The sequence below is a fragment of the Microbacterium pygmaeum genome (assembly GCF_900100885.1).
Lineage (GTDB): Bacteria > Actinomycetota > Actinomycetes > Actinomycetales > Microbacteriaceae > Microbacterium > Microbacterium pygmaeum.
The window spans coordinates 3519863-3539692 of the sequence record NZ_LT629692.1; the positions used below are offsets into that span (position 1 = coordinate 3519863).

A 19830-nucleotide genomic window follows, 5' to 3' on the forward strand; every position below is an offset into this window, starting at 1 on the left:
CCGGTGCGCGAAGAACGCGCCGTACTGAATTCTAAGCCGCCCGGGCGCGGATTCATTCCTCGAGCCGGGCACCATACCAAGGTCTCGGATCCATCACGACCGGGGAGAGTTGTTGTAGGCGAAACAAGAACGACACATTACGCTCGTACCGTCGTTGATCAGCGCTGTGCGACCCGAGCCTCGGCGCGCGACAGCGGACTGGAGGTTTTGTGAGTCCCACGACTTCACACGTTCGACGGGTCCAGCCCTGGCTGGTCGCCGTTCTCGGCGCGCTGCTGGCAGCCGCGATTGTGTTCCTGAGTGCCCCGGGCGCGTTCGCCGCGGCGCCGGACACGCCAGGCGGCGATCAGGAGGCGACGGACTTCTACTTCGGCGGTGTCATCACCTTCGAGGAGAAGGGCGTGCCGGATGTGACCGTGTCGGTCTCCGGCGGTGGCTTCGAAGCCGAGACCATCACCGACGCCGAGGGCCGCTGGCGCCTGTACGTCCCCGAGAAGGAGACCTACACGCTCACCGTCGACGAGTCGACGCTCCCGGACGGCGTGATCGTCGACGGCGAGTCCGCCTCGCAGGAGGTGGAGTTCGGACTCACCGGTTCGAAGATCGTGAACCTGTTCCTCGGTGAGGGTGAACGCGTCACGCAATCGTTCTTCGACCAGTTGATGGTGCGCCTCGTGAACGGGCTGAACTTCGGGCTGCTGCTGGCGCTGGCCGCGATGGGCGCATCGCTCATCTACGGCACCACCGGCCTGTCGAACTTCGCCCACGGCGAGATGGTGACCTGGGGCGCCCTGATGGCGCTGGTCCTCACCTCTTTCTGGTCCCTGCCCTTCTGGATCGGGATCATCCTGGCGGTGGTCATGGGCGGCGTGCTCGGGCTCGTGTTGGATGCCGGCCTCTGGCGACCACTCAGGCGAAGAGGCCTCGGGGTCGTTCAGCTGATGATCGTCAGCATCGGCCTCTCGCTCGCTCTGCGCTACACGTTCCAGTACTTCATCGGCGGCAGGACCTACCAGCTGCCCGGCGCGAGCCCCGCGCCCATCCAGTTCGGGCCGATCTCGCTGTCGTACATCGACCTCATCAGCATGGGCGTCAGCATCGTCGTCATCCTGTTCGTGGCGTACTTCCTGCTGGGCACCCGGATCGGCAAGGCGACGCGCGCGATCTCGGACAACCCGCAGCTCGCCTCGGCATCGGGCATCAACGTCGATCGCGTCATCCGCATCGTGTGGGTCCTCGCCGGCGTCCTGGCGGCGCTCTCCGGCATCCTGTGGGCGTACTTCCGCCCCGGCGTGAAATGGGACATGGGCACGCAGATGCTGCTGCTGATCTTCGCGGCGATCACCCTGGGCGGTCTCGGCACCGCCTTCGGGGCGCTGCTGGGTGCATTGATCGTCGGCATCGTCGTCGAGGTCTCCACGCTCTGGATCCCGTCCGACCTCAAGTACGCGGGAGCACTGGTCGTTCTGATCCTGATCCTGCTCGTCAGACCTCAGGGCTTGCTCGGTCGCAAAGAAAGATTGGGGTAGCGGCCATGGATTGGGGAGCAATTCTCTCGAACACGCTCAGCTACATCCTGAGCCCCGTCACGATCGCGTACGCGCTCGCGGCGACCGGCCTCGCGGTGCACTTCGGCTACGCCGGACTGCTCAACTTCGGTATGGCGGGCTTCATGGCCCTCGGCGGCTACGGCTACGCCATCTCGGTGCTGAGCTTCGGCATCCCGTGGTGGATCGCGATGATCATCGGGCTGCTGGCCGCGGCGCTGTTCGCCGTGATCCTCGGTATCCCGACCCTGCGACTGCGCTCGGACTACCTCGCCATCGTCACCATCGCGGCGGCTGAGATCGTGCGACTGCTGTTCACCACCCAGGTGTTCGACCAGTTCACGAACTCCGCCGACGGCCTCGGCGGCTACCACGAGGGCTTCCGGGCGGCCAACCCGTTCCCGCCCGGCCAGTACGGCTGGGGGCCATGGACGTTCAACGAGACCGGCCTCTGGGTCCGCGTCTTCGGTCTGCTCATGCTCGCCCTGGCGATTCTGCTGGTCTGGTCGCTGATGCGCAGTCCGTGGGGCCGTGTGCTCAAGGGCATCCGTGAGGACGAGGATGCCGTGCGCTCGCTCGGCAAGAACGTCTTCGCCTACAAGATGCAGGCCCTCGTCGTCGGTGGGTGCATCGGCGCGATGGGCGGCATCGTCTACGTCCTGCCTTCGGCGGTCGTCCCCTCCAGCTACACGACGTCGCTGACCTTCTTCCTGTGGACGATCCTGCTCCTCGGCGGTGCGGCCACGGTCTTCGGTCCCTCGCTCGGTGCCGTGATCTTCTGGGTCGTCATCGCGCTGCTGGGCAACCTGCTTCCGGAGATGGCGGATGCCGGCATCCTGCCGATGACCGCCATCCAGGCCGGAACGCTCCGCTACATCCTCGTCGGTGTGGCCCTCATGCTCCTGGTGATCTTCAGACCGCAGGGCATCCTCGGCGACAAGAGGGAGATGACCTTTGTCAAGTAACGGCGCCTCAAGTGGCGAAAGGGAGTACGGCTCTGCGGAGACCGTGCCCACGACCGGCAGCGTCCGCCGCCCCAAGACGCAGGGACTGGCCGCAGGCGAGTCAGTTCCGGGCGTCCCCAAGGTCGACCCCATCATGGTGGTCGACAACGTCACCCGCCGGTTCGGCGGTCTGACCGCCGTCGACGTCGACCATCTCGAGATCCCCCGCGGCGCCATCACTGCGCTCATCGGACCCAACGGTGCCGGCAAGACGACGCTGTTCAACCTGCTGTGCGGCTTCGACAAGCCGAACACGGGGACGTGGTCGTTCGACGGGAAGACCCTCTCGGGCATTCCGGCGTTCAAGGTCGCCCGAATGGGACAGGTGCGCACCTTCCAGCTGACGAAGGCGCTGTCGCTGCTCACGGTGCTGGAGAACATGAAGCTGGGCGCGACCGGGCAGCGCGGCGAGAAGTTCTGGACGAGCTTCATCCCCGCGTTCTGGCGCAGCCAGGACACCGGCATCGAGGACAAGGCTCGCGATCTGCTCAAGCGGTTCAAACTCGACGCCAAGGAGAAGGACTTCGCCGCATCGCTCTCGGGCGGTCAGCGCAAGCTCCTGGAGATGGCGCGCGCGCTGATGAGCGACCCGCAGCTGGTCATGCTCGACGAGCCCATGGCCGGGGTCAATCCGGCCCTGACCGAGTCGCTGCTGGACCACATCCTCGACCTCAAGGACCTCGGCATGACAGTGCTCTTCGTCGAGCACGACATGCACATGGTCCGCCACATCGCCGACTGGGTCGTTGTGATGGCGGAGGGCCGCGTGGTCGCCGAGGGCCCGCCGGAGAGTGTGATGAACGAGAAGGCCGTCATCGACGCCTACCTCGGCAGTCACCAGGAGGTCGACCTCGGTGTGATCACCGGTCGCTTCGAAGGCGAGCTGGGCGAAGGAGCCGAAGAGCTGCTCGCCGAGATCCACGAGGTCGAAGAGGCCTCGATCGCCGAGGCGGAGGAGAAGAAGTGACCCTCGACATGAGCCATGCCGGCGAGCGGTCGGTCGCCAAGACCGATGCGGTCGTCGTCGAGGTGACCGACCTCGTGGCCGGCTACCTTCCGGGCGTCAACATCCTCAACAGCACGAACCTGATCGCCCGGCAGGGCGAGCTGATCGGCATCATCGGGCCCAACGGCGCCGGCAAGTCGACGCTGCTGAAGGCGATCTTCGGGCTCGTGAAGGTGCGCGGTGGCGAGATCACCGTCAACGGCGAGAGCATCGTCGGGCTGAAGGCCGACAAGCTCGTCCAGCGGGGCGTCGCCTTCGTGCCGCAGACGAACAACGTGTTCCCGTCGCTGTCCATCGAGGAGAACCTGCAGATGGGGCTCTACCAGAACCCCAAGATCTACAGCGAGCGCCTCGAGTTCGTCACCGGCATCTTCGCCGAGCTGGGCAAGCGCCTCAAGCAGCGCGCCGGCTCGCTTTCGGGCGGTGAGCGCCAGATGGTGGCGATGTCGCGGGCACTCATGATGAACCCGTCGGTGCTGCTGCTGGACGAGCCCTCAGCCGGCCTGTCCCCGGTCCGGCAGGACGACGCGTTCATCCGCGTCTCCGACATCAACAAGGCCGGCGTGACGACGATCATGGTCGAGCAGAACGCCCGCCGCTGCCTGCAGATCTGCGACCGCGGTTACGTCCTGGACCAGGGCCGCGACGCCTACGAGGGCTCCGGTCGCGACCTGCTGAACGACCCGAAGGTCATCGGGTTGTATCTCGGAACGCTGGGCGCCGACGGCGTCTGAACCCCCGCGCCGACACGAACGGAGAGCGGATGCCGCGAGGCATCCGCTCTCCGTTTCGTTCTGCCGAGCTCCCTCCGTCACGCGCAACGCGAAGGGCCCCGGATGCCGAAGCATCCGGGGCCCTTCCGACAAGCGCAGGAACTAGTTGATGCGCTCGTGCGTGTTGTCGGCCTTGTACTGGAAGATACCGATCGTCGCTTCGGTCGGGTCGCCCGCGTCGTCGAACGCGACGCCACCGGAGTAGCCGTCGTAGTCGGCGACGCCGCCACCGTTGATGATCTCGGCGCACGCCTCGAACGAGTCGCACTTCTCACCGTCGCCGGAACCGCCGGAGACTTCCTGCAGCTTCTCGGCGATGTCAGCGGCGTCGGTCGAACCGGCGGCCAGCGAAGCCAGGGCGAGCAGGATCACGGCGTCATAGGACTCCGCTGCGTACGAGAAGTCCTCGAGGTCCGAGTTGCCCTCAGCGGTCCAGGCGTCGTTCAGGCGCTCCTGGAAGTCGTCCGCGAGCACGGGTCCGGGCGTGGTGCCCTTGGCGCCCTCGAGGCTGACCGACACGTCGGTGCCCCACTGCTTGAGGTTTCCGTCGACCAGGTAGAAGTTCTCGGCGGACTGGCCGGCATTCACCAGCAGCGGCGCGATGGTCGCGAACTGGTCGAACGTGATCAGCACGATCGCGTCCGGGTTCGCAGCCGTCACGGTCGCGACCTGCGCGTCGAACGAGGTGTCGCCGTCGTTGTAGGACGCGTCGGCGACGACGGTTCCACCGGAAGCCTCGAAGACCTCCTTGACGACACCGTACAGACCGGTGCCGTAGGCGTCGTTCTGGTAGATGATCGCGATGTTCTTGTGACCGTCCTCGGCGACCAGGTTGCCGAGCACCTCACCCTGCAGCAGGTCGCTGGGAGCGGTGCGCCAGTAGAGGTTGTTGTCATCCCACGTCGTGAAGTCCGGCGAGGTGTTCGCGGGCGAGAAGGTGATGATGCCCTCGGAGACGTTGCTGTCGAGGAACAGCTTCGACACACCCGACGACGCCGCGCCGATCATGGCGGAGACGCCTTCGCTCTGGAGCTTCGGGACCGTGGTCTCGAAGGCCTTGTTGTCGGCGTCACCCGAGTCGCCGAACGTGGCGTCGACGGTGATGCCGGCGCCGGCCTCGTTGACCTCGTTCACGGCCAGCTGCACGCCGGCTTCCTCGGGCGGGCCGAGGAAGGCGAGGCTGCCGGTCTGAGGCAGAACGGTGCCGATCTTGAGGGTGAGTTCCTCGCTCGGACCGGAGGAGGTGGAGGGGTCTGCCGTGCCGCCGCCGCCGGAACATCCGGCCAAGACGAGCGCGCTGACTCCGGCGACGGCGATACCGCCGATCACCGTCCGCAGGCGCGAGCGGGAGGCGTTGCCTCGGGAAAAGACGCTCATGGTGCTCCTTGCTGTGTATGAACGCGGGCAGACTCGGGCGCCTGTCCAGTGCACTAAACCTAAACCGGTAGCGGTCTCGCGAATGTTGCCGTTCGTTAACGGTTTGTAACGCGACCCAATCGTTACCAACGGAGACGACGCCCGTAATTCGGCGAAGCGGCCCGGAATACCCTTCGCGGGTATAGCGTTTCACTCGGCGACCTACCCCCTAGGGGTATCGAACGGAAGGTGTGGGTGATGGCGGCGATCGACGAGTACCGGGTGACGGGAATGTCCTGCGGACACTGCGAAGCGGCGGTGCGGGGCGAAGTGAGCAAGCTCGCGGGCGTCGAATCGGTGGCTGTGAGCGCAGCCGACGGCATCCTCGTCATCACCTCCGCCGAGCCGCTGCCCGAAGCAGATGTCCTGGCCGCCGTGGACGAGGCGGGGTACGAGGCGGTGCGCTGCTGATGGATGCCGCGGTGCTGCCGAACTCGCGCATCGAGCTCGAGATCGGCGGAATGACCTGCGCCTCCTGCGCGAACCGCATCGAGAAGAAGCTGAACCGGCTCGACGGCGTGACGGCTTCGGTGAACTACGCCACTGAGAAGGCGACCGTGACCGCCCCCGACGGCTTCGATGCCCGACTGCTCATCGACGAGGTCGAGAAGACCGGCTACACCGCCGTCCTTCCGGCTCCCCCGGCAGCCGATCCCTCCAGCGGGCCCGAGCCCGAGGACCGCGAGCTGACATCGCTGCGCCAGCGGCTGATCGGTGCCGTCGTCCTGGCCGTGCCGGTGATCCTGCTCGCGATGATCCCCGTCCTGCAGTTCGAGTACTGGCAGTGGCTTTCGCTCACCCTGGCAGCGCCCGTCGTCGTGTGGGCGGCCTGGCCGTTCCACCGCGCCGCCTGGCTGAACCTGCGCCACGGCGCCGCCACGATGGACACACTCATCTCCATCGGCGTCTCGGCCGCGTTCCTGTGGTCGCTGTACGCCCTCTTCCTCGGAGGCGCGGGCATGCCGGGCATGATGCACGCCTTCGAGTGGACGATCCAGCCCTCCGAGGGCGCGGACGACATCTATCTGGAGGTCGCGGCCGGCGTCACGATGTTCGTGCTGGCGGGCCGGTACTTCGAGCTGCGCTCCAAGCGCCGCGCCGGTGCCGCCCTGCGGGCGCTGCTCGAACTCGGCGCCAAGGACGTGGCCGTCCTGCGCGGTGGCATCGAAACCCGCGTGCCGGTCTCGGCACTGAAGGTCGGCGACGAGTTCGTCGTGCGGCCCGGAGAGAAGATCGCCACCGACGGAGTCGTGGTCTCCGGCACCTCCGCGGTGGACATGTCGATGGTGACCGGCGAATCGGTGCCCGTCGAGGTCGGCGCGAGCGACGCGGTGGTCGGGGCGACGGTCGATGTCGGCGGTCGCCTCGTGGTGCGCGCGACGCGCGTCGGTCAGGACACGCAGCTCGCCCAGATGGCGCGCCTCGTCGAGGAGGCCCAGTCGGGCAAGGCCGACGTGCAGCGTCTCGCCGACCGCATCTCGGGCGTCTTCGTCCCGATCGTGCTGGGAATCGCCGTCCTCACCCTGGCGGCGTGGCTGCTCCTCGGCTTCCCGGCCGCGGCCGCGTTCACCGCCGCCGTCGCGGTCCTGATCATCGCGTGCCCGTGCGCCCTCGGACTCGCGACACCGACCGCGCTGCTGGTCGGAACCGGGCGGGGCGCCCAGTTGGGCATCCTGATCCGCGGACCGGAGGTGCTCGAATCGACCCGCGCCGTCGACACGATCGTCCTCGACAAGACCGGGACGGTGACGACGGGCCGGATGAGCGTGGTCGACGTGATCCTCACCGACGAGCAGGCGGATGCCGCGGCAGCGCGCGCTGAACTGCTGCGCCTCGCCGGGGCGGTGGAGGATGCCTCCGAGCATCCGATCGCCCGCGCCATCGCCGTCACCGCCACGAAGGAGGTCGGCGACCTGCCGCCCGTCGGATCGTTCGCCGCGACGCCCGGGCTGGGTGTCTCGGGAATGGTCGACGGCCACGCGGTCGTCGTGGGGCGTGAATCGCTGTTGGCCGACTGGGCGATCCACCTGCCTCCGGAGCTCGCCTCCGCGAAGGCGGATGCCGAGGCATCCGGCTCCACAGTGGTCCTCGTGGCCTGGGACGGCGCCGCACGCGGCCTGCTCGTCGTGGCGGACGCGATCAAGCCGACGAGCCGGGAGGCGGTCGGCCGATTCCGGGCGCTCGGCCTGGAACCCGTGCTGCTGACCGGCGACAACGAGACGGTCGCCCGCCGCGTCGCGGACGAGGTCGGCATCGACGGGGTCCTGGCCGGCGTGCTTCCCGCCGGCAAGCTCGAGGCGATCCGTGCGCTGCAGTCGAAGGGGCGCGTGGTGGCGATGGTCGGCGACGGCGTCAACGACGCCGCCGCGCTCGCCCAGGCCGACCTCGGCCTGGCGATGGGCACCGGAGCGGATGCGGCGATCGAGGCATCCGACATCACCCTCGTCCGCGGCGATCTGCGCAGCGCCGCCGACGCCGTCCGGCTGTCGCGACGGACGTTCGGCACCATCCGCGTCAACCTGTTCTGGGCGTTCGCGTACAACGTCGCGGCGATCCCGCTGGCGGCGCTCGGCCTGCTCAACCCGATGATCGCCGGTGCGGCGATGGCGCTGTCCAGCGTCTTCGTCGTCGGCAACAGCCTGCGCCTGCGGCGTTTCAAGAGTCTGGAGTCCGCATGACCGATCACGCCTCGCACGGCTACATCACCGAGAAGGACAAGTACCTCAATCGCCTCAAGCGGATCGAGGGCCAGGCCCGCGGCGTGCGCGGCATGGTCGAGGACGAGAAGTACTGCATCGACATCCTCACCCAGATCAGCGCGCTGACCAGCGCGCTGGAGGCCGTCGCGATCGGGCTGCTCGATGACCACCTGCGGCACTGCGTCGTGGACGCGGCGCGCCTGGGCGGCGACGAGGCCGACGCGAAGATCGCCGAGGCGACGGCCGCGATCGCGCGGCTGGTGCGCTAGCCGAAGCCCCGCACACCCCGGCTCCGCGGCACGAACGGGCTCAGACCAGTTCGCCCACGTCCGACACCCCGCGGGCTTTGCGTGCGTGGCGGATCGAGTCGACGGACAGGATCGTCAGCGCCAGCCACACCAGGGCGAACCCGATCCAGCGCGCCGGCGACATCTCCTCGCCGAGGAGCCATGCGCCGATGATGAACTGCAGGATCGGCGCGACGAACTGCAGCAGTCCCATGGTCGTCAGGCTCGATCGTCGGGCTCCGGCCGCGAACAGCAGCAGCGGAATGGCCGTGACGACGCCCACGAGGCTCAGAAGCAGCGTGTGCAGCGGTCCGTTCTGTCCCATCTCCAGGCCCGTGGTCGAGGCGACGACGATCAGCAGGACGCTCGCCACGGGCACCAGCCACGCGGACTCCAGCGTCAAGCCGCTCACGGCGTCCACGGACGGTCCGATGCGCTTCTTGACGAAGCCGTACAGGCCGAACGAGAACGCCAGGCTCAGCGCGATCCAGGGGAACGCGCCGTATCCGATGACGATCACGATGACGGCCGCGGCAGCCAGCCCGAGCGCGAGCCACTGCGTCAGGCGCAGCCGTTCGCGCAGGATGAAGACTCCGAGCAGGACCGTCACGATCGGGTTCATGAAGTACCCGAGGCTGGTCTCGATGATGTGCCCGGTCAGGGCGGCGAGGATGAAGACCTGCCAGTTGATGTAGATGAGGCCACCGGCGAGCGCCGTCCACATCAGCAGTCGCGGCTGCGTGATGATCGCGACGAGGCGACCCCAGCCCCGCAGCACCGTCAGCAGGATGATGCAGAACACCAGCGACAGCAGGATGCGCCACGCGACCAGCTCGAAGGGCCCGACGGGCAGGAGGAGCAGGAAGTAGAGCGGGAGGAATCCCCAGAGGAAGTACGCGCTGAACGCGTAGACCCCGCCGAGGGCGCGCTCTCGCGCCGGATCGGGTGTGCCGGATGCCGCGGCCTGGGCTGCGGATGGATCACGGGTCACTCCCCCAGCGTAGAGCGCGCAACAGGGCCCGGATGCCGAAGCATCCGGGCCCTGTTGGAATGGTGCGCGAAGTCCTAGCGGACGACGACGGCCAGCACGTCGCGAGCCGACAGCACGAGGAACTCGTCAGCGCCGAACTTCACCTCGGTGCCGCCGTACTTGCTGTACAGCACGCGGTCGCCCACGGCGACATCGAGCGGAACACGGTTGCCGTTGTCGTCGATGCGACCGGGGCCGACCGCCACGACCTCGCCCTCCTGGGGCTTCTCCTTGGCGGTGTCCGGGATGACCAGACCGCTCGCGGTGGTCTGCTCTGCCTCGACCTGACGGATGACGATGCGGTCCTCGAGCGGCTTGATGGAAACCGACACGGTCTACCTCTGCTTTCCTTGAAACTTCAAGACTGGATTAGCAAACTCCACCTGAGAGTGCTAATTCCAGTCTAGGGAAGGGCTGGCACTCATGCAACGTGAGTGCCAGAACGTGACGTCCGTCGACGTGCAATCCGATCGCGCGGCCGCTCCGAACAAATCGCACGGGTCCATTTCTGAGAAACCTCCCAGAAACATGGCGTGAGTTGTATCATCGGAGAGCAGCCAGCTTCTACCACTTCATGGGGACGGTAGTCGCATTACAGGACGACGAAGTCTGTCTGCTGCGCGGGGTAACGGGGCCCGCGCAAAGAGTTCGGGGGCTATACGCATGAACGAGCAGTACCACCTTGCGGTCGATGTGGGGACGAGCCGCGTCGCGGCCGCCACAGCCAGACTCGCGGCAGACGGCAGCATCCTCACGACGCCGTTCGCGTTGGGTCGACGCAGCGACAGCGTGTCGACGGTCGTCTTCGTTGCGGAGGACGGACAACTCCTGGTCGGCGATGCCGCTGAGCGCCGCGGTGTCGCGCAGCCGGACCGTCTCATCCGAGAGTTCAAACGAAGCGTGGGCGACGAGATTCCGCTCGTCGTGGCGGGTCGATCGATCCCCGCAGAACAGCTGTACGCGCACACCGTTGCGATGGTCGTGGAGCAGGTCACGGAACGTGAAGGCGCCCGTCCCGACTCGATCACGCTCACGCATCCCGCCACGTGGGGGCCCCATCGGCTGGGCCTCATCCTCGCCGCGCTCGAGGTCGAAGGTGTGGGCGAGGTGGAGCTCATCTCCGAGCCGGAAGCCGCAGCCCGCAGCTACGAGTTCTACCGCCCCCTGGCCGTCGGCCAGACGCTCGCCGTCTACGACCTCGGCGGCGGCACGTTCGACGCCGTCCTTCTCCGCAAGGACGCCTCTGGCGCGTTCGCCCTCGTCGGGAACCCCGTCGGCATCGACAATCTGGGCGGCGCCGACTTCGATGACGCCGTTCTGCGGCACGTGCTGCAGTCCGCGAAGGTCATCGGCCTCGACCCGGCCGATCCCGACACGCGGCTCGCGCTGGCCCAGCTTCGCCGCGAATGCGTCGACGCGAAGGAGGCGCTCTCTTTCGACTCGGATGCCACCATCCCCGTCCTGCTGCCCACGCGCAGCGCGCGTATCCGTCTGACGCGGTCCGAATTCGAGTCGATGATCGATCCGTCGCTCGAGAAGACCATCAACGCGCTCGACGACGCGCTCGAGGAAGGCGGCGTCGACGGCGACGACATCGAGTGCATCCTTCTCATCGGCGGTTCCTCGCGCATCCCACTGGTGACCCAGAAACTCTCCGAGCGCTTCGACCGGCCGACGGCGATCGACGCCGATCCGAAGTCATCCATCGCGCTCGGCGCAGCGCTGACCGGGCTGGTGCGTCACAACGATCGCGATCTCGGCGTGGGGTCGGAGCTGGCGCTCATCGAGCCTGCCGGAGATGCAGCGCTGGAGCTCTTCCAGCCGGCCGGCGCTGTCGCCACCCTCGCCGCGCCCGTCAACGCCGCCGCCCCGAAGACCGGCAAGGTCCACACCCTCGCCCTTGCGGGCGGCGCGGTCCTCATCGCCGGCGCAATCGTGTTCGGAAGCACCTTCACCGCAGGGTCCGGTTTCTTCTTCACGCCGACTGCCAGCACCGTCAAGCCGTTGGTCGACTGGTCGAAGGTGAACCCCACGGTGGCGGCTCCGCCCGCGCCGGCGTCTGCCGTCCCCGGTCCGGTCGCCGAGTCCGCGCCGCAGGAGCAGACTGACAGCCGCTCACCCGCAACGCAGCGTCGCGCGCCGCAGAAGACGACCGAGACGCGCGAGACGACGAACGTCAAGACGATCTCCGACCCGGCCAAGCCGTCGGCGAAGCCGACGCCCTCCAACGACTCGCCGTCACCCAAGCCGACACCGAAGCCGACCCCGAGCGAGACGCAGACCCCGACACCCACAGGCGGGGGCGAGGACACTGACGGCACCAGCACCGACGGGACCACCACCGACGGGACCACCACCGACGGGACCACCACCGACGGGACCACCACCGACGGGACCACCACCGACGGGACCACCACCGACGGGACCACCACCGACGGCACCACCACCGACGGCACCACCACCGACGGGACCACCACCGACGGGACCACCACCGACGGGACCACCACCGACGGGACCACCACCGACGGCAGCGTCGACATCACGAGCGTCGACGTCGATGGCGGCGCTACCGACGTCGACGGCGGATCCGACGTGGACAGCCCTCCAGCGGCGCGCGGGTCCGGGCCCGTCCCCGCTCACCCGGCCGTCTGACCCCTGCGCCTGAGCACCATGCCTACCGCTGCCCGCCCACGGGGCGCCTTCGTCGACGTCACGTACTTCACCGGCGCGAACCTCGCTGCCTCAGCGCTCGATGCGGCGGCCATCGATGCCGGGATCGCTCGCATCGTGATCTCCGGCAACGCTAGGGCAGGAAAGACTGCCGTGCTGCGCCGACTCCAGTTCCTGCTCGACGAGCACGACACGCCTTGGACACTGTTTCGTGCCGACACCGACCTCGAAGCGATGCCGAGTGCGCATGTCCTTCTGGTTGATGACGTGCATCTACTCGACGAGAAGACCTTGCGCCGCATCCGTGCACGGGGAGAGGACCCCAGCACAGGTCTCGTCGTCGCGGGCCGCCCCTGGCCGAAGTCGCAGACACTGACCGACATCACGCGGAGTCTCGAGCGAAGTCAGCCGGCGATCGTTCTGGGGCAGGTGTCCCGATCGGATGTGCTCGACTACCTCGACAGCCATGAACGGCAACTGTCACCCACATGCCTCGATCTCATCCTTCGGCTGACCGGCGGGGTCTCGTGGTTGGTGTCGGCAGCGATCTCCGCACACGACGACCGGGATTGTGCTGATGATCCGACACACGCGTCGCTCGCCGGCATCCTCGAGCAGAGCATCGCCCACAGGATCGATGCCGCCCCGGCCGACCTTCGCCAGACGATCGAGACCTTGAGCTTCGACGCCTATGAAATCCTTCCGACCGGCGAGTCCGATCGAGCTGAGCAGTTGGACGACCTGATCGCGCAGGGCTATTCGGAGGGTCTCCTGCTCCGGAACGGGCAGACTGTGCCGGTCGTGCGTTCGGCGGTCCGCGCGGCGATTCCCACGCGACGGCTGGTCGGCTACATCACGGAGCTGGGGGTCAACGGTGCGGGCATCGGAACCAACGGCGAGTGGCTGACCCAGATCAACGATCGACGACTCGGTGCGGCGCTGGCGGCAAGCGCGGACGCACTGGTGGACTCGGATCCACGCCGTGCCGAGGAGCTGTACGCGCTGGCGGTCAGCGTCGGCACGCCCGCGACAGACGTCGCGGCCAACCGCGCGCGTGCTGCGTGGGCGCGCGGAGATCTCGATTCGGCGGCGCTCCTGGTGGATGCGGCGATGTCGTCCGGCCAGGGCGATGACCCGGCACTTGCCGACACGGGCGCCGCGACATGGTCGGCGCGCGGCATGCTGGAGATGGGAAGCGCGTTCTACCGCGCGATTCCGCCGAGCACGGCGGATGCGCGCACGCGTGCGCTGATCGCGCAGATCGGCGTCGGCCGGAGCGACGCAGGTGCCGATGCCGACATCGACACGGGTGCTGACGTAGCGCCGACGACCGTGCACGTCGCAATGGAGCTCTTGGGACGCGGACTGCGCGCCTCGTTGCGCCACGGATCTGCGGAGGAGGCACTCGCCGACCTCGTACGCGCCTCGCACCTCTACTCGTCTTCGCACAGCTCCGCACCGATTCCAGAGATCCCCGCGGTGATCGCCACGATCGTGGCGATCAATCTGGGTGATCTGACCACCGCCCGATCCGTCATCGAGGCGGCCCTCGAAGCCGGTCAAGGCGGGCAGTGGGCGCGTCCTCGTCTGCTGTTGTGGCGGGCGTGGGTGTCCATGCTGCGGGTGCGGCCGGCCGAGACGCGTGACGCTCTCGCCGATGCGATGCGGATCGCACCGCACCCATCTCCGCGCGACGATCTGATGGTGCAGGCGCTGCAGGTGGCGATCGCCCGGCGCTGGGAGGACACCGCCGCCCTGAAGTCGGCGTGGGACCGCGCCCGGGACTCGCTGCAGCGAATCGACGTCGACCTGTTCACGCTGCATCCGCTCGCTGAGTTCGTCAGTGCTGCCGCACGGCTCGGTGACGACGCAGCCACGGACACGCAGTTCGCGAAGGCGCTCGCGATCGTGGAATCGATCGGGTCGCCGGCGGTGTGGGCGACACAGCTCAGATGGTCGGGTATCCAGCACGGCATCCTCGTGAACCGCCCCGACACTCTCGGCTCGCACGCCCGTGCACTCGTGGAAGCCGCCCCCGTGAGTTCGGTGGCGGCGACGATGGCCAGCGCCGGGAGGACGTGGAGCTCGGTTCTGGCCGGCAGCGCGGACGTCGATGCCGTCGAGAAGGCCGCGCAGGACTTGGCCGCGATCGGGCTCGCGTGGGACGCCGCGCGCCTCGCCGGGTATGGAGCCAACCAGTCATCCGACCGGAAGGTGTCCGCGCGCCTCCTGGCGCGCGCGCGGGAGCTGCATCCACAGGATTCCGGCCGGACTCCGACGTCCGCCTCTGAAGACGAAGCAACGCTTTCGCTCGACGGTTCCGTGCTCAGCGACCGCGAGGTCGACGTCGCGCGCCTGGTGATTCAGGGCAAGACGTATGCGGAGATCGGCGAGACCATCTTCATCTCGCCGAGGACGGCCGAGCACCACATCGCGAGCATCCGGCGACGGCTGGGAGCGACATCACGCTCTGACCTCATCGCCAAGCTTCGCGTTGCTCTTCAGCCCGCGACCGGGCCGATTCCGGAGAGGAGTGGCCGATGAACCGCGTCGACCCCCAAGACCCCCCTTCGAAACCCCATACGTTTCGGGGAAACCCCCGATTCACCACCGACCGTAGCGACATAGTCTCGAAGAGATTTCACGCAGTGACAGGAGCAGGATCATGACAACACCGCTGGCAACGATCGCCGATGCGCTTATTGAGTTCATTCTCAGTTTGCTGCACGACCCGGCCGCAGCTGCAGAGTTCGCCGACGAGCCCGAAGCCGTGCTCGCTCGCAATGGGCTCAGCAGCGTCTGCGTCGATGACGTGCGCGCCGTCGCGCCCGTGGTCGTCGACCGACCGGACGTGCATCCCAGCCCGAAGCCCCCGCCCCCTGGCCCTCCGGGACCCCCGTCGGTGGAGAAGGAGATCATGAACATCTCCAACAACTTCACCATCGACAACCGGTCCTCGATCGTCGACCAGTCGGTCAACCAGAACATCTGGACAGAGGGCGGTGACGTCAACCAGCTCTTCGATCAGGAAGCCGTCGTCAACCTCGGCGATCACGGTGCAGCTGCCGGAGACGACGCCGATGTCGACAACTCCGACACGGATGTCACCGTCGGCGACGTCGCGATCGGCAACGAAGAAACGACCACGACCATCACGGATTCGTTCGACGACGAGTCGACGAACACCGACGTGGACATCGAGGCAGAGGCCGAGGACTCGTTCAATGACGAGTCGACGAACGTCGATGTCGCGGTGGACGACTCGTTCCAGTACGAGAGCGACACCGACGTCACAGACACGACGAGCGTCATGATCACCGACGCCCCGGAGGACTTCGAGGCGGAGGAGAACCTCTAGGTTCTACGACATGACCGATCGGCCGGACCAACCCCCGCCCCCGCGCGCCCTGACTCAGTCAGGGCGCGCTGGCGCGCGCCCACCCGTTCCTCCGCCGCCGTACGAGGCGCCGAAGCGCGAAGCGCCTGAGCGACCTGCGACCGCGAGCCCGAACGCGCCCCCGGTGCTGACCAAGCTCCCACCACCGTTCTCGGTGCGGCTCAGTCAGTTCCTATGGGTTCTCAGTCTTCTCACCGGCGCCATCGCGATCGTCTTCCTCTTCGTAATCCGGGAGGACCTCATGCCGGTCGTCACGGAAGCGGTGAAAGCGCGCGCGGAAGGACGACCAGACGAGACGTACAAGACCGCCGCGGACATCATCTACTGGGCGGTCTTCGGCGCCCTCGTCTGCTTGCTCCTCATCCAGGTCACCCTGCTCGTCTCGTTCACGAGTCGCAAGCCGAATGTCCGCTGGTGGCAGCTTGCCACCGTGATCGCCCAGGTACTCGTCTTCCTGCTCTCCCTGGAGATCGTCGCCATCGGCGAGCACGGTCCACTCCTCAGACAGTTGATGCTGATCCAAGTCGCGTTCGCCCTCCTCGCCCTCCTGTTCAGCACCTTCCGAGGCGCTCTCGCCTGGACCGCTCGCCGACACGACGTCAGACGAGGGATCGCCGACGCGGGGGGCACCGACTTCTGACGCGATCTCTTCGAGACTGCGGATCACTGTGCGCGCCACCTCGACGGAGCCGCGTTCGGTGAGCGGCGACTGGCTGTAGGCACGCCAGTACGCGAGCTGCTCGACGCTGCTCTCCCGAAGCTGCTCCTGATCCGCATCCTCAGGCAGTCCGAGCCGAACGCTGGCGGTCGCGCCGGCACCGCCGATGATGCGCTCTGCGACGGCAGCATCCTCTGCTTCCAACGGCAGGCCGGATGACCGCGCCTTCGACAGGAGCGACAGCTCCCGGAGGGTGTGGGTGGTCGCGTGGATACGCTCGATTCCTGCAAGGACGTCGTCGGAGCCGGGACGCGGGTCATCCTTGAGAAGACGCTCCAGCGTGCCGAGGACTCCGCGCACCTTCAATGCTGCTGCGCGCGTCCGGAACTGCAGCCGCACGAACTGCTCGAGTTCGTTGAGCCCGCTCTGCTGCACGAGTTGCTCCGCGAGCTCTGACGAGTCGGCAGCACCTCCACGCACGATCGCAGTGGCAAGTCGGACCCCGAAGATGCCGAACCGGCCGAGAAGGTCGCGACGCTCCAGTTCTGACAGCGTGGTGCTGTCCGTGGGCTTGACGAACCGATCCGCCGAGACCATCAAGCGCTCACGATCTTTTCGATCGATCCTGGCGAGTTCGCGGAAGGCGGCGAATTCGCTCTCGCGCAACGTACGTGCGCTCTCCGCCATCAGACCGGCGACGGGGACGACTCCCAGCGAGAGCGAACTGAGTTCGCCGTCGCGCTCGTAGCGACGCGCAACTTTGCCTGCGGAAAGCATCGAGTCGATGCGTCCCGATCCGATCTCGTCAGCGCGCGACAGCACCGCGACCGCGTTGACCGTCTGCGACGCACCCGCCGCCGTGTCGCGGAACGACTCCAAGAACTTCAAGTCCGAGGCGTGAAGGTGTCGCATCAGGTACACGATCGCATCGGCCGAGGATGTCTCCTGCTCAGGTACGAGGAATTTCATCGACCTCTCGGACACGTCCACCGACAGGGAGGCTATGCCGGGAGTGTCGATGAGGATGGCGGAGCGCAGTCCCGTCGAAGGCCAGCCGATGTCGATCCAGGCGACCTCCTCGGCCGGGGTGCCCCCGATGTCCAGGACGAGCCTGCCTCTCTCGCGACGCACGGGCATCCTGCGGGGCGGGCCCTCGTGAGGATGGAGCGTGATCGACGGCGTCGCCGAGTAGCGGTACCAGGTCACGATGCGCGTGCACTCGCCCGCGTCCGTGGGCGCGATCTCCTCGCCGAGCATCGCGTTGAGCAGCGTCGATTTCCCCGCCTTGACCATTCCCGCGAGGGCGAGGCGCAGCGGCTCGTTCAGCCGGCGCTCCAGCTCGGTCAGCACTGCTGTGGAGACGGGATCGTCTTCGTACAGCGCGAGAGAAGACCGGATCAACGCACCAGCGTCGTCGCGGACGGATGCCTTCACCGTCGCGCGGCCTCGACCTGAGCGGGCGCAGGTCTCGCCCCCAGCGCCGAAGGCGGCAGTGCGGGAATACGAGCCCGCAGCGTCTCGATCTGCTGGATCTGCGCGTTGAGCACCTTGATCCGCTCCTCCCGGCCGGCAGCGAAGGTGCCAGCGGCCTGCTTGGCGGCCAGTACCGAGTCCGAGAGCGAGCGATGCAGTTCGTCAGCGATGCTGCCGAAATGATCTCGCGCGGACCGCTGGACGATCCGCAGACGGTCTTTCAGCTGCTTGCCGACCTGGAACTGCACTTCGTCGATGTGGCGACGCACGAGGTTCTTCGCCTCGAATCGACGACGGTTCAGCCGTGAGCCCATGTCTTCACGGAATGCTCGGCGTCCGACGAGAACTCCGGCGAGAAGCGAAATGGGGTTGATGAGCGACAAGCCCACCAGTCCGGTCGCGAGTCCCACCATCAGCACACCGCCGTATGACCCCTTGACGCCGATGAAGATCTTCTCGCCGGCGCCCATCTGTCCTGAATCGAGGTGTGCGATCGAGTCCACGGCGTCGAGGACACCCTCCGTGTCGCCGACCTGGATGACCGGAAGCTCCCCCTCACCCTCGATGAAGAGTTCAGCGACCTCTTCCGACAGCCATCTCGATCGCTCATCGGTCCAAACGAATGTCTCCGAGACTGCAGCCGAGATCCGCTGGTCGAGCCACTCGGTGATCTGGTCCCAGATGGGGCCCGGGTCGCCCTCATCGATGGCGTTCTCGGCCTCACGCATCACTTTGCGGAGGCGATCACGAAGATCGTGTTCCATATCTGAGATGAGGTCGGCGACACCGTCGTTCAGCGTGATCTGCCAACGTGACGAGCGCCCGCGGAACTCGTCGGCCTTCGCCTTCGCGTCCTCGAGCTGCGCGATCATTCGCGGTGTGTCCTCGGGGTGCAAGATGGCGGTCAGCTCGGACGTCACGGACATCTTCAGCTGATCGACGACCGAGGCGACGTCATGGATCGCGCTGCGGGTGTGGATGTCCTCTGCGCGGCCGAGGACCTCGCGCCGCAGGTGTGCCACGAGCGCCGGGAATCCCGACTCGTCGTTCAATTCGCGGTCGCGTTCCTCTGCCGCGAGAAGTCGCAGGTCGCTCGAGACGGAAAAGATCGGCACCTCGCCCACGTCGCCGAGGTGCGACCGGTCGATGCGTTCGATCTCGCGCCACTGGGGGTAGAGGTCGGTCTTGGAGAGGACAGCGGCGACGTTGGGAGAGACCCGCATCGCGTGCTTGAGGAACTGCACCTCGGGCTCTGTGTACTCCTGCGAGGCATCCGAGACGAGAAGGACCGCGTGAGCCGACGACAGGGCGGCAAGGGTTGTGAGCGCATTCACGGAGTCCAACCCGCCCACGCCCGGAGAGTCGACGAGGCGCAGACCGCCCTTGAGCAGCTCGCGCGGCAGGACGACCTCTGCCGACATCAGCTTGCGCTCATTGCCCGGGTTGCCGCTCTCGGACACGAACTGGGAGAGCTCTTCGAGGGCGATCGGCTCTCGACGGACCTTGCCCTCTTCGCCCGGTTCCTGCACCAGCACCCACGCGCCCGGCGTGTCGGCGTAGCCCACGGATGTGGGAACACTTGTCGCGACATCGTCATCAACCGGGCAGACCGGAGCGTTCACGAGGGCGTTGATCAGCTTGCTCTTGCCCTTCTTGAACTCACCCACCACGATCACCCGCACGTTGGGATCGTGCAGGCGCACCTGCGTGTGTTCGAGTCGCTTAGCCAGATCGTCGCGTCCGGTGGATGCGGCGAGCTTGCCGACGCTGTCCACCATGGTCTCCAGAGCGGTGGTGGTCGAGCGTTTCACCGCTGGAGGCGTGAGAGCATCCGCATCGCCCGAGCCCACTCTCGAAACCGTCGACTTTC

15 protein-coding genes are annotated in these 19830 nt (G+C 67.1%); 10 read left to right on the top strand and 5 right to left on the bottom strand.

Going from position 1 to position 19830, the window contains the following annotated elements:
* The first annotated feature begins 209 nt into the window (after window positions 1-209).
* From BLT19_RS16865 to BLT19_RS16880, 4 genes are all read left to right on the top strand, one after another.
* Entirely contained in the window at window positions 210-1529 is a 1320-nt protein-coding gene (locus BLT19_RS16865; protein ID WP_231917703.1) for a branched-chain amino acid ABC transporter permease, read from the top strand.
* A 5-nt stretch (window positions 1530-1534) separates the two neighbouring features.
* On the top strand, window positions 1535-2512 hold the full coding sequence (locus BLT19_RS16870) for a branched-chain amino acid ABC transporter permease (RefSeq protein WP_091492737.1): 978 nt from the start codon (window positions 1535-1537) through the stop codon (window positions 2510-2512).
* A gap of 133 nt (window positions 2513-2645) precedes the next feature.
* Window positions 2646-3518: an ABC transporter ATP-binding protein gene (locus tag BLT19_RS16875; protein ID WP_172825712.1), complete on the top strand. Its 873-nt coding sequence runs from the start codon at window positions 2646-2648 to the stop codon at window positions 3516-3518.
* 8 nt (window positions 3519-3526) lie between these two features.
* Window positions 3527-4291: an ABC transporter ATP-binding protein gene (locus BLT19_RS16880; RefSeq protein ID WP_091494337.1), complete on the top strand. Its 765-nt coding sequence runs from the start codon at window positions 3527-3529 to the stop codon at window positions 4289-4291.
* 141 nt (window positions 4292-4432) lie between these two features.
* On the opposite strand, the gene BLT19_RS16885 is transcribed toward BLT19_RS16880, so the two are convergent.
* Window positions 4433-5707: an ABC transporter substrate-binding protein gene (locus BLT19_RS16885; RefSeq protein WP_091492742.1), complete on the bottom strand. Its 1275-nt coding sequence runs from the start codon at window positions 5705-5707 to the stop codon at window positions 4433-4435.
* A gap of 237 nt (window positions 5708-5944) precedes the next feature.
* Between BLT19_RS16885 and BLT19_RS16890 the strand changes: the two genes are divergently transcribed.
* From BLT19_RS16890 to BLT19_RS16900, 3 genes are read left to right on the top strand one after another with little or no spacing between them, the layout of a single operon-like run.
* On the top strand, window positions 5945-6157 hold the full coding sequence (locus tag BLT19_RS16890; RefSeq protein ID WP_091492745.1) for a heavy-metal-associated domain-containing protein: 213 nt from the start codon (window positions 5945-5947) through the stop codon (window positions 6155-6157).
* Window positions 6157-8424, top strand: a complete 2268-nt coding sequence (locus tag BLT19_RS16895) for a heavy metal translocating P-type ATPase (protein WP_091492749.1) — start codon at window positions 6157-6159, stop codon at window positions 8422-8424. Before BLT19_RS16890 ends, BLT19_RS16895 begins: the two co-directional genes overlap by 1 nt.
* On the top strand, window positions 8421-8714 hold the full coding sequence (locus BLT19_RS16900; protein ID WP_091492752.1) for a metal-sensitive transcriptional regulator: 294 nt from the start codon (window positions 8421-8423) through the stop codon (window positions 8712-8714). The genes BLT19_RS16895 and BLT19_RS16900 overlap by 4 nt, the downstream gene beginning before the upstream one ends.
* 40 nt (window positions 8715-8754) lie before the next feature.
* On the opposite strand, the gene rarD is transcribed toward BLT19_RS16900, so the two are convergent.
* Together rarD and groES are read right to left on the bottom strand one after the other, a co-directional pair.
* Entirely contained in the window at window positions 8755-9723 is a 969-nt protein-coding gene (gene rarD, locus BLT19_RS16905) for an EamA family transporter RarD (protein WP_091492755.1), read from the bottom strand.
* A 74-nt stretch (window positions 9724-9797) separates the two neighbouring features.
* Window positions 9798-10094, bottom strand: a complete 297-nt coding sequence (groES, locus tag BLT19_RS16910; RefSeq protein WP_091492757.1) for a co-chaperone GroES — start codon at window positions 10092-10094, stop codon at window positions 9798-9800.
* A 331-nt stretch (window positions 10095-10425) separates the two neighbouring features.
* Between groES and BLT19_RS16915 the strand changes: the two genes are divergently transcribed.
* The 3 genes from BLT19_RS16915 (at window position 10426) to BLT19_RS16925 (ending at window position 15790) form a co-directional block, all read left to right on the top strand.
* The gene (locus tag BLT19_RS16915) at window positions 10426-12414 is read left to right on the top strand and encodes an Hsp70 family protein (protein WP_091492760.1); all 1989 of its coding nucleotides are present in this window, start codon (window positions 10426-10428) and stop codon (window positions 12412-12414) included.
* A gap of 18 nt (window positions 12415-12432) precedes the next feature.
* Window positions 12433-14976, top strand: a complete 2544-nt coding sequence (locus BLT19_RS16920; protein WP_091492763.1) for a LuxR C-terminal-related transcriptional regulator — start codon at window positions 12433-12435, stop codon at window positions 14974-14976.
* Between the two features lie 121 nt (window positions 14977-15097).
* Window positions 15098-15790, top strand: a complete 693-nt coding sequence (locus tag BLT19_RS16925) for an IniB N-terminal domain-containing protein (RefSeq protein ID WP_197672987.1) — start codon at window positions 15098-15100, stop codon at window positions 15788-15790.
* 211 nt (window positions 15791-16001) lie between these two features.
* Here BLT19_RS16925 and BLT19_RS16930 read toward each other — a convergent pair whose 3' ends face one another.
* Both BLT19_RS16930 and BLT19_RS16935 read right to left on the bottom strand, forming a co-directional pair.
* Window positions 16002-17888 (bottom strand): dynamin family protein, encoded by a 1887-nt coding sequence (locus tag BLT19_RS16930; protein WP_231917704.1) that lies wholly within the window; start codon window positions 17886-17888, stop codon window positions 16002-16004.
* Window positions 17889-17917: 29 nt separating this feature from the next.
* The gene (locus tag BLT19_RS16935) at window positions 17918-19771 is read right to left on the bottom strand and encodes a dynamin family protein (protein ID WP_331710699.1); all 1854 of its coding nucleotides are present in this window, start codon (window positions 19769-19771) and stop codon (window positions 17918-17920) included.
* Window positions 19772-19830 lie beyond the last annotated feature (59 nt).

Coding starts and splice junctions, on each gene's coding strand:
- BLT19_RS16870 (WP_091492737.1), top strand. CDS start 1,535: ATGGATTGGGGAGCAATTCTCTCGAACACGCTCAGCTACATCCTGAGC.
- BLT19_RS16875 (WP_172825712.1), top strand. CDS start 2,646: ATGGTGGTCGACAACGTCACCCGCCGGTTCGGCGGTCTGACCGCCGTC.
- BLT19_RS16880 (WP_091494337.1), top strand. CDS start 3,527: ATGAGCCATGCCGGCGAGCGGTCGGTCGCCAAGACCGATGCGGTCGTC.
- BLT19_RS16885 (WP_091492742.1), bottom strand. CDS start 5,707: ATGAGCGTCTTTTCCCGAGGCAACGCCTCCCGCTCGCGCCTGCGGACG.
- BLT19_RS16890 (WP_091492745.1), top strand. CDS start 5,945: ATGGCGGCGATCGACGAGTACCGGGTGACGGGAATGTCCTGCGGACAC.
- BLT19_RS16895 (WP_091492749.1), top strand. CDS start 6,157: ATGGATGCCGCGGTGCTGCCGAACTCGCGCATCGAGCTCGAGATCGGC.
- BLT19_RS16900 (WP_091492752.1), top strand. CDS start 8,421: ATGACCGATCACGCCTCGCACGGCTACATCACCGAGAAGGACAAGTAC.
- BLT19_RS16915 (WP_091492760.1), top strand. CDS start 10,426: ATGAACGAGCAGTACCACCTTGCGGTCGATGTGGGGACGAGCCGCGTC.
- BLT19_RS16920 (WP_091492763.1), top strand. CDS start 12,433: ATGCCTACCGCTGCCCGCCCACGGGGCGCCTTCGTCGACGTCACGTAC.
- BLT19_RS16925 (WP_197672987.1), top strand. CDS start 15,098: ATGACAACACCGCTGGCAACGATCGCCGATGCGCTTATTGAGTTCATT.